The sequence below is a fragment of the Pseudomonas sp. 3-2 genome (assembly GCF_019710535.1).
Taxonomy (GTDB): Bacteria; Pseudomonadota; Gammaproteobacteria; order Pseudomonadales; family Pseudomonadaceae; genus Aquipseudomonas; species Aquipseudomonas pharyngis.
The window spans coordinates 2,860,639-2,874,474 of record NZ_CP081200.1; the positions used below are offsets into that span (position 1 = coordinate 2,860,639).

A 13,836-nucleotide genomic window follows, 5' to 3' on the forward strand; every position below is an offset into this window, starting at 1 on the left:
AGTCAGGACCGATTGCAATCTGGATATTTTCCCCACGTGCACACGTACTCCCAGAGCAGCTTTCGCTCTAAGTGTTTGATGTAGGCAGTGGTGTAAGGCTGGCCCATGTCGACAGGGCAGGCTGAAACCCAAAGATGCTCAAGTGGCGTGGTTTCGAGAAGTGTCAACCTAAAGGTGTTGCCTCCAGAATGTCCGGGGCGTTCGCTGAATGCTGACGTGTTGAATTGACGCAACCGGTCTGCCAATGTCTGGCCTGTTGTCTCGCCAATGTAGATGATGAAATCGTTGTTTACCCGGTAGTTGTCAGGTTTCTTTTTACTGCGCGCGATGAAGTAAACACCCGGGAGATTCTTTCCTTCGAGTTCTGTCCGTTCAGACCAAGGACGCCAATCACAAAACCCAACCTCGCCCACCATATTTGGCCCTATCCGAAAAAAGTGTCTTTTTAACATCATCGGTGCAGCCAAGGGCGATTGTTTTTTGCGCAAATGTTTGCTTTTTGGCCAATAGCTGCCATTCATCGTGGCAGCTACGGCCAACGCTCATGCCTTCTTTAGCCGCGTATATTCGGTCGCAGAGGGCAAGCGTTTAGCTCTTCACCTCAACATGATCCAACGCCTGATTCACTGCCAACTCACTCAACATCACCAACTGCGCAATCCCGATCGCCGTCTTGCGATGGGCAGGCTCCAGCGTGGCCGCAAAGTTATTGAGCATTTCACTGGCCGAGCCCAGTGATTCGCTGGCGTTGGCCAGGAGTGATTCGGTGTTGTAGGCCGGGTTGGCCATGTACATGGGGTCGTGTTTGTGGTGGCTGCCCATGATCCGTTGCTGCGGGGTGAGATAGTGATCGAGGGCGCGTTCGGCGGCTTCGTTCAGGGCTCGGGAGTCGGGGAATTTGTAGGGGGAAACCGGATCGGTTTCCGGTGGGTTCGGTGTTGGCTTGAACATAGATGTAACTCCAGGGTGAGAAAGTGGAGCCATCAGCCTCGCTACCAAACGAGGGTGGTGGCCATACGGAGGTTGGTAGACCGGTCACCTGGATACCCGGCGCGTCCGAAGACGCCCTACGCATGGCCACCATAAAACAGCGGACGAAAGAGTCCCTGCAATCTGGTGTTGCGATGCGACAGGTAATCCGGGCTACCAAACCCGATCACTGTTTTTCAGTGACCCGGAAACGATAAAACCCGCACCCCAGACGCACAAGCCGGCGGATTCTGGCGTAGTCGTAGGCAATGACGCAAGACGCTGTAGCCGTGGGGAAGTAATGCCGGGCGTTTCTAAACACCATTCGAAAAACGCTTAAACACGCCGCCCTCGCCATGTCGAAATCAGACGCCCATGCCGCTCCTGAATAAAAGCGGACTCCCGTCTGCGGGATAACACGTTCACATCGATTTCAATTCTCCTGTCCGTACCCATTCTTTCTCATCATCTACCAGCGCGCGTCGCTTTTTAAGCTTGATGAAACGTTTCAGCAGGTTTATAAAAACCGCACAACTCCAAGAAAGGCTGCTCCCATGACCCCGCTCAAACTCGTTGTTGCCCTCAGCGCACTGTCCGCTGCCTCCCACGCCATGGCCTGGGATTACGTTCTGCTCGACACCGACAAAGCCGCTCAGAACTGGCAGATCACCAGCCAGCAACTCGGCGTGAAAACCGACAAACCCTTCAGCGTCAGCCTGCGCACCTTGCATGGTGGTCGGCAGGAGGGCGTCAGCATTGTCGACATCGATAACGGCACGATGAAACTCTCGGTGGTGCCGACGCGGGGAATGAACGTCTTGCAGGCCTCGGTCGGCAATGTGCGCATGGGTTGGGATTCGCCGGTCAAGGAGGTGGTCAATCCGTCCTTCATCGAACTCAATGGTCGCGGTGGTCTGGGCTGGCTGGAGGGCTTCAACGAGCTGGTGACCCGCTGCGGATACGAATGGGTCGGCCACCCCGGCGTCGACAACGGCGAACTGCTGACCCTGCACGGTCGGGCCGCCAACATTCCGGCGAACAAAGTCACCTTGCACATCGATGAAACGCCACCGTACGCCATCACCCTGCGCGGTGAGCTGAAAGAGCAGGCGTTCAAGAAAGTCGACTTCTCCGTCGCCACCGAACTGGTCACCGAGCCCGGCAGCGTAGTGTTCGCCCTCAACGACACCCTGACCAACAACGGCGACTATCCGAAGGAATACCAGGCGCTGTACCACAGCAACTTCAGCACCCCGTTCCTCGAGCAAGGCGCTCGTTTCGCCGCGCCGGTGAAACAGGTGTCGCCGTTCAACGACAAGGCCAAGGGCGATTTGGCTGAATGGCAAACCTACCGCGCACCGACCAAGGACTACGACGAAACGGTTTACAACGTGGTGCCGTATGCCGATGCCAAGGGCGATACGTTGACCGTGTTGCATAACCAGGCCGGCAGCCTGGGTGTTTCGGTTGGCTTCAATACGCAGACATTGCCGGTGTTTTCCCTGTGGAAGAACACCGATACCCAAGGCCAGGGTTATGTCACCGGGCTGGAGCCGGGGACGAGTTTTTCCTACAACCGCCGTTATCAGCGGCCACTGAACCTGGTACCGACAATCGGGCCGAAGGAACACAAAAACTTCCGCATCAGCTACAGCTTGTTGGCGGATAAGGCGGCGGTGGACAAGGCCTTGAAGCAGGTGAGCGACATTCAGGGCGGGCGGGAGACCGAGGTGCGACAGGCGCCGTTGGTTGATCTGACCAAGGGGTGACACCGGCCAGAAAAAGGGGGGCTGATTTATTTTTCCTGAATAAATCAGTCCCCCTTTTTTATTCTGTGATGGCGCTCTCGAACGGGCCCGAATGCCATTCACCATGTCGAAATCAGACTCGTCCATGCCGTTCCCAGGCTATTTGCGATCAACGCCGGGCACGTAAGGTGACGCATCATTTCATCGCCCTGCGTCGTCGTCCGACCGATTTGTAACGCTGCAGCGCTTGAGGTGCGCCGCTCTGGAGCAGGGCAAGAGGAAGAAATGATGATCGCCTGACACGTCGTCAGTACGCCCAAACGTCGATCACCAGAGAACAACAAAAACAATGAATAGCCTGAACTCGAAGGACTCGAACGGTCAGTTGGCGCAGGGCTTCAAGCCGCGTCATGTCACCATGCTTTCCATTGCCGGCATCATCGGTGCGGGGCTGTTTGTCGGCTCCGGCCACGCCATTGCCGCCGCCGGCCCGGCCGTCTTGCTCGCTTATCTGTTTTCCGGCCTGCTGGTTGTGCTGGTCATGCGCATGCTCGGTGAAATGGCCGTGGCCCATCCGGACACGGGATCGTTTTCCACCTACGCCGATCAGGCCATCGGCCGTTGGGCGGGGTTCACCATTGGTTGGTTGTATTGGTGGTTCTGGGTGCTGGTCATTCCGATCGAAGCGCTGGCCGCCGGGCATGTCTTGAATCAGTGGTTTCCCCAGGTCGATGCGTGGTTGTTCGCGTTGTTGTCGATCATTTTGCTGGTGGTGACCAACCTGTTCAGCGTGTCCAAGTACGGTGAGTTCGAGTTCTGGTTTGCGATGGCCAAAGTGGTGGCGATCATCGGGTTTATCGGGCTGGGTTTTGCGGTGTTGATGGGCTGGATTCCCGAACGTGAGGCCAGCGGGTTGAGCCGCTTGATGGAAGAGCACGGCGGGTTTGCGCCCAATGGTTTGTCGGCGGTGGTCGGGGCCTTCATCACCATCATGTTCAGTTTTATCGGGACGGAGGCGGTAACCATCGCGGCAGCCGAATCGAGCAACCCGGCGCAGAACATCGCCAAGGCCACGCGCTCGGTGATCTGGCGCATCGGCGTGTTTTATTTGCTGTCTATTTTCGTGGTGATTTCCGTGGTGCCGTGGAACGATCCGCTGCTGGCGTCCGTCGGTTCTTACCAGCGCGCGCTGGAGCTGATGAACATTCCCAACGCCAAATTCCTGGTCGATGTGGTCGTGCTGATCGCAGTGGCCAGTTGCATGAATTCCTCGATCTACATTTCTTCGCGGATGCTGTTCTCGCTGGGTCGTCGTGGCGATGCTCCGCAACCGCTGAAAGTGACCTCCGCGGCGGGCGTGCCGAGGGTGGCGGTGATCGCCAGCACCGTGATCGGTGCCGGGGTGACGCTGTTCAGCTATTTCATGCCGGCCGGGTTGTTTCAGTTTCTGCTCGCCAGTTCCGGCGCGATTGCGTTGCTGGTGTATCTGGTGATCGCGATTTCGCAATTGCGCATGCGCCGGATGTTGCGTCGGCAGAACGTCGAGCTGACGTTTCGCATGTGGCTGTTTCCATGGCTGACGTGGCTGGTAATCGCGTTCATCTGCGCCGCGCTGGCGGTGATGATGGTGACGCCCGAGCATCGTCTGGAAGTGACGTCCACTATCGGCCTGGCGCTGGCGATTTCCTTTATCGGGCTGGTGACCACGCGGCAGCATGGGCAGGCGAGGGCGACGGTTTCGGCGGGCGAGGCCTAGGTTTTTTCTGGTGCTTTAACGGTGGGGCTGGCCCCGGCATGGACGCAGGGGATGTCCGATCACCGGGCTTCGGCTCGCAGCCAACGTCTGACTTCGCCCTGTATCGCATAGGCCGGAGCCTCGACCGCATTGAAATCCTGCGTATACCGCTGAGCAAACCCTTCGACTCCCCATTGCTGAAACTGCTGCACATGCTTCAGTTCGTGCGCCCAGAGCGCCACGTTCTGCTCTGCGGTCTCAGCGTCGCGGAACAGAATGATGTCGATCAGCGTCACCGCGCCGACATCCGGGTTTTGCAGAATGGCCGTGGCGGCGTTGTATTGGCCGTCATTGGTGACTTTGTAGTGCACGGCATCGAGGACGCCGGGGTCGTACCAGCGCAGCAGTTGCTCCCGGATGTGCGGGGGAATCGGTTTGATCTCGGTGCTGGCGGCTTCGGCGCGGGCTTGGGTCAATCCCATCGCCAGAGCGGGTACCGCGATCAGGAACAGGTCTTCAGACAGACGCCCCGGGTCCGGCAGGCAAATGCAGCTGTCGAGACACAATTGTTTTTCGCCGGCGGGGCATGGGGCAGCCTGGGCCGGCGTTACAAGGGCAAGCCAGATGACGAAGCTGATGAGCGTGGAGGGCATGGGCGCTATTCGATGTATGGCCTCTTCAGGGCGTTTTCTCGGGTACGACAAAATCCACTGTCGCACGGGTGAGAATCCGGTGAGTCGGGTCCGCCACTTCAAGCAGAACCTTGTGTGTGCCCGGTGTCAGCCCCACCAGGATGATCGGATCTTCACTGGTGTGCGCCCACGTGCCTTTCCAGTCGTCGACCGTGACATGCAGGTGACCGAGACGAGGTGACACATCCGCTGCCGTTTTGCCAAACACCGGCATGATCCGGGCGTGTTCGGTTCGGTACTGGATGATGACAACGCCGCGCGCGAGCGGCTCGGGGAGCGGCGGGTAGGCGATGAGTTGCGGCGCCGATTCGGATGGCAGGGGAAGGATGGCCGGCGGCTGAAGCGGATCTGCGTCCTGAGCCTGCGCTGCCATGCAGACAAGGGTCAGCAGGACGAGCAGGTTTCCGGGAACGAGGGGCATGGTGTTCTACTCCCGCGTGATGTCCTTCAAGGCTAGATCAAGCTGGGAGGTTGTCTACGTATTACATGTCTGGCGAAGAAAGGGATCAGGCACAACGCGACGAACACCGCGTTGCGCACCGACCCCGCTGCACCTCAACCGCGTTTCGGCAGTTTCCAGTTCGGGCGAATGAAGTGGCAGGTGTAGCCGTTCGGAATGCGCTCGAGGTAATCCTGATGCTCCGGTTCCGCTTCCCAGAACGGCCCCGCCGGTTCAATTTCGGTTACCACCCGGCCTGGCCACAGGCCTGACGCGTCGACATCGGCCGCAGTGTCTTCGGCGATATCGCGTTGCTGCTCGTTCAGGTAATAGATCGCCGAACGATAGCTCGGACCGAGGTCGTTGCCCTGGCGGTTGGGCGTGCTCGGATCGTGAATCTGGAAGAAGAACTCAAGGATCTGCCGATAGCTGATCACGGCGGGGTCGAAGACGATTTCGATGGCCTCGGCGTGGTTGCCATGATTGCGGTAAGTGGCGTTCGGCACATCGCCGCCGGAATAACCGACCCGCGTCTGTAGCACGCCGGGGTAGCGGCGCAACAGATCCTGCATGCCCCAGAAGCAGCCGCCGGCGAGAATCGCAGTTTCGGTTTGAGTAGTCATGGCATGTCCTTCCTCTCGAATGGGTCGCAGATGTTCCTTGATATGAGGGAGTGTGGGCCGATTCCAAGGTTGAGTCGGTAAATAAATCATGAAGCGCGGGCTTTCGGAATTCTCCTGCTTTTGCTTCGCGTCACTGTCTTTGGAGCGCCCGGCGCGGGGCGCGCCAATATTGAAGCGAAAAAAAACCGCCAATCAGGCGGTTTTTTCAAAGCGGGATTCAGGTTCTGCCACCGGCGAGCCAACCATCAGGCTCCATTTCTTTGCCACACGTTGCGGCTACTTTCAAAAAATGCCGCTGACTAGCGGAAACCCTGATGGGCAAACCGGGCTCTTCGGCACGAAGTCTGGAAGCAAGCGCTGGTTGAGCTTTTGGCTTCTTGTGTTTCATGGACACCTCTCGTGTCTTCGTTGCTTGAATCGATCTTATGGGTGGTCTAGTGGAAAGACGCCTTTTCTTCGCATCGTCTGTGTTCTGTCCGGATCAGGCAGCAGACGGTATCGAAGGCGAGGGTGCCCACGTAATCAGGCGTGAGGGACGGCTGCTGTAGGACGCTGCTTATGTACTTGAAGGACGCTGGAATTGGCGGGTGGTAGTTGCTCTCAGCGATCCGTCCGCGGCATCGCCGCAATCGGCTGGATTTGCCGGGATGCCTGCGCCGAGCACCAGCGATTCCGCCCTTGCTGCTTGGCCTGATACAGACAAGTATCGGCGGATTTGAGCAAAGTAACCGGGGTCACCGCATCGTCAACCGGATAGCGGGTGGTGATCCCCGCACTCGCAGTGACATACCCCAGCGGATGCCCGGCATGTTCAAGCTCCAGCGAGCGAATGGTCTGCAGAATGTCTTCAGCCACCTGAATCGCCCCGGCGTTGTCGGTGTTGGGCAGCAGCACGGTGAACTCTTCGCCGCCGTAGCGCACGGCCAGGTCGGAAGGCCGCTTGACCGCTTTGCGGATGCCGTCGCCGACCGCGATCAGGCAGTCGTCGCCGGCAGCGTGACCGTACTGGTCGTTGTAGCGCTTGAAGTAGTCGACATCGAGCATGATCAACGACAGCGGCGAACCCTGACGCCGGGCCAGGCGAATCTCGTCCGTCAGCGCCGCGTCCAGACGACGGCGATTGCCGAGGCCTGTGAGGCTGTCGGTCAGCGCCATGTCGCGCATGGTCTTGTGCGCGGAGCGGATCTCCCGTTCCATCGCCATCCGCTGACGCAACTGGCTCAGAACGATGAGCCCGAAACAGGCCAGGACCAGAATCAGGAACACCAGCACGAAGCCGTTTTTCAGCAGGTCCTGGCGCCACGGCGCGATGATGGAGTCACGGGACAAACCGGCCTCGACCACCAGCGGGTAGGTGGTCAGGGCGCGATAGCCGTAAAGGCGTTCGGTGTCGTCGACCACCGCCCGGATCTGGACAATGCCCTGGTTGGCGTTGGGCAGGTAAGTCTTGAAGATCTCGCTGTTCGCCAGGCTTTTGCCGACCACGGAGGCAATGAACGGCCGGCGCACGAGGATCGTGCCGTCGCGCATCGCCAGCACCAGCGCGCCTTTGTCATCGATGCGGAAGTCACCGTAGTAGTCGACGAAATAGCTGACCTTGACTGTCCCGAGCAACACGCCGGCGAACGAGCCGTCGGGGTTGTTCAAACGCCGCGAGATCGGAATGATCAGGTCGTGGGTGGAACGGCTTTCCACCACCTGACCGATGCGCACGTGCCGGTCTTCATGGGTGCGGTGGTACTGGAAATAATCGCGGTCGGCGTTGTTGGCGGTTTCGGGCGTGACCTCCTTGTCGGTCACGATCCACTGGCCGTCCGGGCCGTAGATGAACAGGCCATGCAGCTGCGGCATGATTTTCGACTGCTGGATGAGCAGCTTGTGAATCCGTGCCACATCCAGGTTCTGCAGCCCATCGCCTTCAACCCGCTCGGCCAGCCCGGCGGTCAGCACATCGACCTGGCGGATGGTGTCCTCGGCGTGTTGCGCCGTGGCACGGGCGAGGTTGGTCACCGAATCGCGCGCAGAGGCAAACACCGAACGGTAATCGCGCCACGTCCTCCAGCTCTCGACGGTCAAAAAAGCCACGACCACCATCAGCATGAAACTGACGGTCAGGCGAAAGGTCGAGCCGGCCTTCACGCCTTGGCGAGGCGCGCGCGGTGTTTCATCTGGGGTGGGCGCTTGCGTGTTGCGTCCGGGCATCAACATTCCCTGGCTGTCGTTGTGAGCGAGTGAACAGTATGACAAGGATCGGGGGGAAGGTCGGGCTGGCTGTGTGATCTGCTCGGCAGTTTGAACGAATTGTCCGTTTTGAGTTGACGGTGAAACGCTTTTCAGACGATTTATCGCTTTCAGGCGAGTCAGTAATCTGTGCCCATCTTGAACGCAAACGAACTTCCACAACTAAAAAGGGATTCACACATGAGCACTCCAACCTACAACCGCCTGAACAAAGACGACGCCGTAGTTCTGCTGGTCGACCACCAGACCGGCCTGATTTCTCTGGTTCAGGATTTCTCGCCAAACGAGTTCAAGAACAACGTGCTGGCGCTGGCCGATCTGGCGAAATTCTTCGAATTGCCGACCATCCTCACCACCAGTTTCGAACAAGGCCCGAACGGCCCACTGGTGCCGGAACTCAAGGAAATGTTCCCGGACGCGCCATACATCGCCCGTCCAGGCCAGATCAACGCCTGGGACAACGAAGACTTCGTCAAGGCGATCAAGGCTACCGGCCGCAAGCAGATCATCATTGCCGGTGTCGTGACCGATGTGTGCGTGGCGTTCCCGACCCTGTCGGCGCTGGCGGAAGGGTTTGACGTGTTCGTGGTGACCGACGCCTCCGGCACCTTCAACACCACCGTGCAACAAGCCGCATGGAATCGCATGACCCAGGCCGGCGCGCAGATGATGAACTGGTTCTCCGTCGCCTGCGAACTGCACCGCGACTGGCGCAACGACATCGAAGGCCTGGGCAACCTGCTGTCCCAGCGCATTCCGAACTACCGCAACTTGATGAACGGCTATGCCGCACTGACGGCGCATCAGAAATAACCGGATGCCGGATAGACGAAAGCCTGCTTTTTTCAAAGCAGGCTTTCGTCGTTTCTACCGCAAAGAGAAGAGCAGGGGACTCGTCACCTCAAACCGTGACGACAATCTTCCCGACCTGCTGATTGGCCTCAAGAAAGCGATGCGCTTCCTGAATGTCATCCAGGGCGAATGTCCTGGCAATGATCGGTTGTAGCGCACCTGACGCCAGCCCGTCGCCGATGAAAGTCTTGGCGCGTGCCAGGGTGGCCGGGTCGGAGACGACCTCCGAGTAGAGGTAACCCTTGAGGGTCAGGCATTTTCCCAACACGGTGAACAGCGGGAACGGCGTCGGCTCAGGGCTCAATGCGCCGTACTCCAGCAGGATGCCGCCACGCGCCATGCTTTGGGTCAGCGGTTCGAACGACGGGCCGCCCACCGGATCGAACACCACCCGCGCGCCTTTGCCGTCGGTCAGCGCCATGACGGCTGCAACCATGTCTTCTTCATCGCTGACGATCACGTGCGCGGCGCCGGTGTCGAGCAAAGCCTGTTTCTTGGCGCGGGTGCGGGTGACGGCAATCGAGGTGGCGCCGACCATTTTCGCGATCTGGAAAGCTGCCAGGCCGACGCTGCTGGAGGCGGCGGTGACGATCACGAAATCGTCCTTTTGCAATCTGGCCTGTTCGACCAGCGCACCCCACGCGGTGACGTATTGCATCCAGGACGCCGCCGCTTGTTCAAACGTCAGGTTCTGCGGGTGCTTGACAGTGAGGTGGGCGGGCACGTTGGCCAGTTCGCCGTAAGTGCCCCAGCGCGCGATGTCCAGCGGCGGAATCAGGCTGACGGCATCACCGATGTTGAATTCACTGACGTTGACGCCAACCGCGACCACCACACCGGCGGCTTCGTAGCCGAGACGGCTGGGGAACTCCGCTTCCTGTAAATAGGCGTGGTTGCGGAACATCACTTCGGCGCGATTCAGGCCAAAGGCTTTGACCTCGATCTGCACTTCGTCCGCAGCGGGGGACGGGACGTCGACGTTTTCCAGTTTCAGGACGCTCGCGTCACCGTATTCATGAATCCTGACAATGCGTGCCATCTGTACTTCCTCGGTTATCGATGAAATTGCACCGACGTGATCCGGTGCCATGGACGCCAATTTAGGCTTTGGCCTGCTCCGGATAAAGGCCTAGGATGGCGCAACACTAGAAACAATGAGTTTCCAATGGATCGCCTCACACTCATGGCCACTTTCGTCAAAGCGGTGGAGCTGGGTTCCTTCAGCGCGGTGGCGGACGAACTCAACCTGTCCCCGCAAATGGTCGGCAAGCAAGTGAAAATGCTCGAGCAGCATCTGGGCGTTTCGCTGCTCAACCGCACCACCCGCAAGCAGAGCCTCACGGATTTCGGCCGCACGTTCTATCAGCGGGCGAAACTGATTCTGGCCGACATGGACGCCGCTGAAGAAATGGCCGCCGTGACCCGGGGCGTGCCCAGTGGCCGGTTGCGGATCAATGCGCCCGTCACGTTCGGCGTCAGTTCGCTGTCGCCGAAGCTGCTTGAGTACATGGTTCGTTATCCGCAAGTGTCGGTGGACCTGACGCTGTCGAATGAACTGGTCGACCTGGTGGACGGCGGATACGACGCGGTGTTCCGCATCGGCGAACTAGCCGACTGTGGCCTGAAGGCACTGCCCCTGATGCCCTATCAAATGGTGCTGTGCGCAGCGCCGTCCTACCTTGCACGCCGCCCACCCATCACCACGCCTTGGGATCTTCAGGAACATGAATGCCTGGCGTTCGCCTATTCCGACGGCCGCTCACACCTGCGATTCGAAGGTCCGGAAGGCTGTATCGACGTGCCGATTAAAAGCCGATTGACGATTAATCAGGGCGATCCGTTACTGTCCGGGGCGGTTGCGGGGCTGGGGGTGGTGATGCTGCCGCTGGAACTGGTCAAGGATTCGCTGCGAAGCGGCACGCTGGTGACTCTACTGCCGCAGTACAGGGTGCCGGTTTCGCCGATGAATCTGTTGTATGCGCCGGATCGGCGGCTGACACCCAAACTGAGGAGCTTTATCGATTTTGTGCGCGTAGCGTTTGGATAAGCGCTGCATTGAGTGATGAAGGCTTAACGATCAGAGATTTGTCGCAACAAAATCCCTGAATCCGTGCTTCACATACTTTCGCGACTCATCGACAATGCGCGCTCTGTTCCGGGGTAGTTCAGCGGTAGAACACTCGGCTCCTAACCGGGTGGGCGCTGGTTCGAATCCAGCCCCCGGACCCACTACATAGTAGGTCACAAGGAAGTATGTCCAGGCCTGAGGATGAATCGGGTGCGCTCGGCGGAATAAACGCCGGTTATGCGCACTTTCAACTGTCTCGCGCGCTCACTGCACGCGACAACGACGCCAGTCCGAAAGCACTTGCCCGGATCGAACGCTGGCAAAAGGTTCTCGAAAACCTGATGCATGGCCGTGCACTGTATGGCTCGCGAACACCGTTTGCCGACCTGCCAGAATGGATCACGCTGGAAGTGGCCACTGGCGGCTTTGCAACGGGCAACCTTCTGGCCGGTGGCGAGCTGACCGCTCATGAGCGCCTGTTGGCGTCATCGATTCCCGGCATTAGAGCGGGTTACGAACGACTCGATTTGAATAGGTGGCATCTTTCAGACGAAGGCGTCAGAACGCTGCAAGAGCGATTGACGAACGAAGACTATCGGATCGATGTACCGGAAGAGGCCGCGTTGCTGACAGTGGCCTGGTTTCTGGGGCAGCAACGCGTCGAAGAAGCCAGGACGTTGATCGAGCAGATCGCGCCTTTCTTCGAACGAGTGCGTTTCTTTCCCGCGGCAGCCAACGAGCGCCCGCTCTCGATGGCTGAAGTTGAAGTTTTCAATGCTGGCCAAATCAGCCTGCGCCTGTCCGTTCTCTCACCCCAGCCTCGTCTTGCCGTTCAAAAGCATGTTGTTGAACGCAGGTTGCCTCTCTACGACGCGGCGGTCTCGCTATTCCTGCTGACGTACAACGATGGTTGGCCTTGCCGGCATTACCCTGAAGGGTGGTTCGAGCGTGCTTCGGTGCTTGGTAAAGAGTTTGATAACGCCACTGAAGCTGATCCCCGTCGTACGGATAATTCCAGTGATCGAGTGACGGAGTTGCTGGCATTGCTCAAGCAATGCTCTATCGATCCTGCATCGCTAACGGGGCGCCAGGTTGGGCGAATTCGCAGAATCGTCGATGACTTTGTAGCCAAGCATGGACACCCTGAGTCCGAAGATCATTCCAGCAAGCGCGCACAGCAGCGTCATCACGTATCAGCTTCGGCACACCATCTGATTGCCAAGGCTGCTTCCGTGCGACTGGCGAGATATCCAGTCTCGGAAGGCATCTCTGATTTCGCCCCGTTACTGACGCCCATTACCGACGAAGAGGCTAAGGCTTACTCGTTGAAGGTGGGAGAGACCATTCCTCCTTCGATTCGTCGACGCCTCGAACGTTGCCGAAAGGGAACGGTTGCAGAGTTGATTGAACATAGGGTCATTACATCCGCAGATACAGTGGCAAAAGTGCTGCCGGCGATGACGGCGCAAATCTGTAGCGCCGGATATCGAGACGTAGCATTGCGGGCATTGTCTGTCGCTACCTATCGTGCGTTCAGGCGTCGACGCTCTCTATTGCTGCTGAACATGCAGCGTCAGGTGAAAATCGATGACTTGCCTTGGGTGAAAGCCTTGGAAACCGAATACGAGGCGGGTGCTCTTGCGGTTGAAGGTGCCAGGCAGGCTTTGGTCGAAGCGTCCGCGTTGACCCTTACCGCATTTCCTCAGGCCATTCTGCCCAACAAGTTGCTTCAGGAATTTTCTTCGCTTGCCGAATCGGCCAAGCTGGATCTTCCCTTCGTAGAGGAAATCGCGGCTGATATTTTCATGGGCGCTTTCTCCGGCAAGTTCGTAAAGGCTGCCAAGCGTTCAGTCCGGTTGATGGACGGGTCTCTTTACGCACGCTATTACGATATCGATATGGATGAGTTGGCTGCACTACCCAAGCAGCGGGATTCACGAAACAACAGTGGTGTGCTGGCTGGTTTGTGCGCGCGGCGGGCGAATGCCGACATCGGTAGATGGAGTCCAGCGAACAACGGCACGATCATCGAACAGCAACAAATATTGACCACGCAAAATCTGGCAATCCTGTTTGATGATCTGGACCTGAAGACGCTGTTACATGATCGTTTGGGCTCAATGGCCGAGGCATGTTTCAAATGGATATGCAGTCGGCAGCAGATGCAGATCAAGCTCTACCACGCGCGTCTGGTCATGTTGAAGAACACAGCGTATGCGTGGCGCCAGATGATGTTTTACCTGTCGATGCTGGATCAGTCCCGGCTGGAAACTGTGCTTGGAAACATTGAAGTGCATTTCGAGGCTCAACCCAGCGCATTTCAGGGGCGATTTCTTCCCGCCATGATCGGGTTGCGCATGGCGGTATCTGGGTGTCGGTTGACTTCGGCTCACCAAGAGCGTGAGGGAAGTAAGGTTTTTCTCGGGTGGACCACTGAACGGCACTGGCTGATGCCTTCCTAGATATCGG

Annotated in this window: 12 protein-coding genes and 1 tRNA gene; 6 read left to right on the forward strand and 7 right to left on the reverse strand. The window is 58.4% G+C overall.

Annotated features, from left to right (window positions below):
- Window positions 1-2 precede the first annotated feature (2 nt).
- Together K3819_RS12850 and K3819_RS12855 are read right to left on the reverse strand one after the other, a co-directional pair.
- Window positions 3-539, reverse strand: coding sequence for a hypothetical protein (locus K3819_RS12850; protein ID WP_260329056.1), 537 nt, complete (start codon window positions 537-539; stop codon window positions 3-5).
- 49 nt (window positions 540-588) lie between these two features.
- Window positions 589-951, reverse strand: a complete 363-nt coding sequence (locus K3819_RS12855; RefSeq protein ID WP_221399459.1) for a DUF6124 family protein — start codon at window positions 949-951, stop codon at window positions 589-591.
- A 572-nt stretch (window positions 952-1,523) separates the two neighbouring features.
- Between K3819_RS12855 and K3819_RS12860 the strand changes: the two genes are divergently transcribed.
- A complete protein-coding gene (locus tag K3819_RS12860) occupies window positions 1,524-2,738 on the forward strand; it encodes an aldose 1-epimerase family protein (protein WP_221399460.1) in 1,215 nt (404 codons plus the stop codon).
- A 328-nt stretch (window positions 2,739-3,066) separates the two neighbouring features.
- Window positions 3,067-4,473, forward strand: coding sequence for a GABA permease (gabP, locus tag K3819_RS12865; protein WP_221399461.1), 1,407 nt, complete (start codon window positions 3,067-3,069; stop codon window positions 4,471-4,473).
- A gap of 59 nt (window positions 4,474-4,532) precedes the next feature.
- Here the strand turns inward: gabP and K3819_RS12870 are convergent, their stop codons facing one another.
- The 4 genes from K3819_RS12870 to K3819_RS12885 all read right to left on the reverse strand — a co-directional run bounded on the left by K3819_RS12870 (window position 4,533) and on the right by K3819_RS12885 (window position 8,408).
- Entirely contained in the window at window positions 4,533-5,105 is a 573-nt protein-coding gene (locus K3819_RS12870) for a DUF4157 domain-containing protein (RefSeq protein WP_409348340.1), read from the reverse strand.
- Window positions 5,106-5,130: 25 nt separating this feature from the next.
- Window positions 5,131-5,565: a DUF6130 family protein gene (locus tag K3819_RS12875; RefSeq protein ID WP_221399462.1), complete on the reverse strand. Its 435-nt coding sequence runs from the start codon at window positions 5,563-5,565 to the stop codon at window positions 5,131-5,133.
- A 134-nt stretch (window positions 5,566-5,699) separates the two neighbouring features.
- Entirely contained in the window at window positions 5,700-6,206 is a 507-nt protein-coding gene (gene msrA, locus K3819_RS12880; RefSeq protein ID WP_221399463.1) for a peptide-methionine (S)-S-oxide reductase MsrA, read from the reverse strand.
- A 600-nt stretch (window positions 6,207-6,806) separates the two neighbouring features.
- The gene (locus K3819_RS12885; protein WP_085611937.1) at window positions 6,807-8,408 is read right to left on the reverse strand and encodes a sensor domain-containing diguanylate cyclase; all 1,602 of its coding nucleotides are present in this window, start codon (window positions 8,406-8,408) and stop codon (window positions 6,807-6,809) included.
- A gap of 219 nt (window positions 8,409-8,627) precedes the next feature.
- On the opposite strand from K3819_RS12885, the gene ycaC reads away from it, so the two are divergent.
- On the forward strand, window positions 8,628-9,260 hold the full coding sequence (gene ycaC, locus K3819_RS12890; protein ID WP_007958138.1) for an isochorismate family cysteine hydrolase YcaC: 633 nt from the start codon (window positions 8,628-8,630) through the stop codon (window positions 9,258-9,260).
- A gap of 88 nt (window positions 9,261-9,348) precedes the next feature.
- Here ycaC and K3819_RS12895 read toward each other — a convergent pair whose 3' ends face one another.
- Window positions 9,349-10,338 carry a zinc-dependent alcohol dehydrogenase family protein gene (locus K3819_RS12895; protein ID WP_221399464.1) on the reverse strand — a complete coding sequence of 330 codons (990 nt, stop codon included), beginning with the start codon at window positions 10,336-10,338 and terminating at the stop codon, window positions 9,349-9,351.
- A 126-nt stretch (window positions 10,339-10,464) separates the two neighbouring features.
- On the opposite strand from K3819_RS12895, the gene K3819_RS12900 reads away from it, so the two are divergent.
- From K3819_RS12900 to K3819_RS12910, 3 genes are all read left to right on the forward strand, one after another.
- Window positions 10,465-11,346 (forward strand): LysR family transcriptional regulator, encoded by an 882-nt coding sequence (locus K3819_RS12900; protein ID WP_085611906.1) that lies wholly within the window; start codon window positions 10,465-10,467, stop codon window positions 11,344-11,346.
- 107 nt (window positions 11,347-11,453) lie between these two features.
- Window positions 11,454-11,528, forward strand: a tRNA-Arg gene (locus K3819_RS12905).
- 24 nt (window positions 11,529-11,552) lie between these two features.
- Window positions 11,553-13,829, forward strand: coding sequence for a hypothetical protein (locus K3819_RS12910; RefSeq protein ID WP_085611905.1), 2,277 nt, complete (start codon window positions 11,553-11,555; stop codon window positions 13,827-13,829).
- Window positions 13,830-13,836: the final 7 nt, after the last annotated feature.

Coding starts and splice junctions, on each gene's coding strand:
- K3819_RS12855 (WP_221399459.1), bottom strand. CDS start 951: ATGTTCAAGCCAACACCGAACCCACCGGAAACCGATCCGGTTTCCCCC.
- K3819_RS12860 (WP_221399460.1), top strand. CDS start 1,524: ATGACCCCGCTCAAACTCGTTGTTGCCCTCAGCGCACTGTCCGCTGCC.
- gabP (WP_221399461.1), top strand. CDS start 3,067: ATGAATAGCCTGAACTCGAAGGACTCGAACGGTCAGTTGGCGCAGGGC.
- K3819_RS12870 (WP_409348340.1), bottom strand. CDS start 5,105: ATGCCCTCCACGCTCATCAGCTTCGTCATCTGGCTTGCCCTTGTAACG.
- K3819_RS12875 (WP_221399462.1), bottom strand. CDS start 5,565: ATGCCCCTCGTTCCCGGAAACCTGCTCGTCCTGCTGACCCTTGTCTGC.
- msrA (WP_221399463.1), bottom strand. CDS start 6,206: ATGACTACTCAAACCGAAACTGCGATTCTCGCCGGCGGCTGCTTCTGG.
- K3819_RS12885 (WP_085611937.1), bottom strand. CDS start 8,408: ATGCCCGGACGCAACACGCAAGCGCCCACCCCAGATGAAACACCGCGC.
- ycaC (WP_007958138.1), top strand. CDS start 8,628: ATGAGCACTCCAACCTACAACCGCCTGAACAAAGACGACGCCGTAGTT.
- K3819_RS12895 (WP_221399464.1), bottom strand. CDS start 10,338: ATGGCACGCATTGTCAGGATTCATGAATACGGTGACGCGAGCGTCCTG.
- K3819_RS12900 (WP_085611906.1), top strand. CDS start 10,465: ATGGATCGCCTCACACTCATGGCCACTTTCGTCAAAGCGGTGGAGCTG.
- K3819_RS12910 (WP_085611905.1), top strand. CDS start 11,553: ATGTCCAGGCCTGAGGATGAATCGGGTGCGCTCGGCGGAATAAACGCC.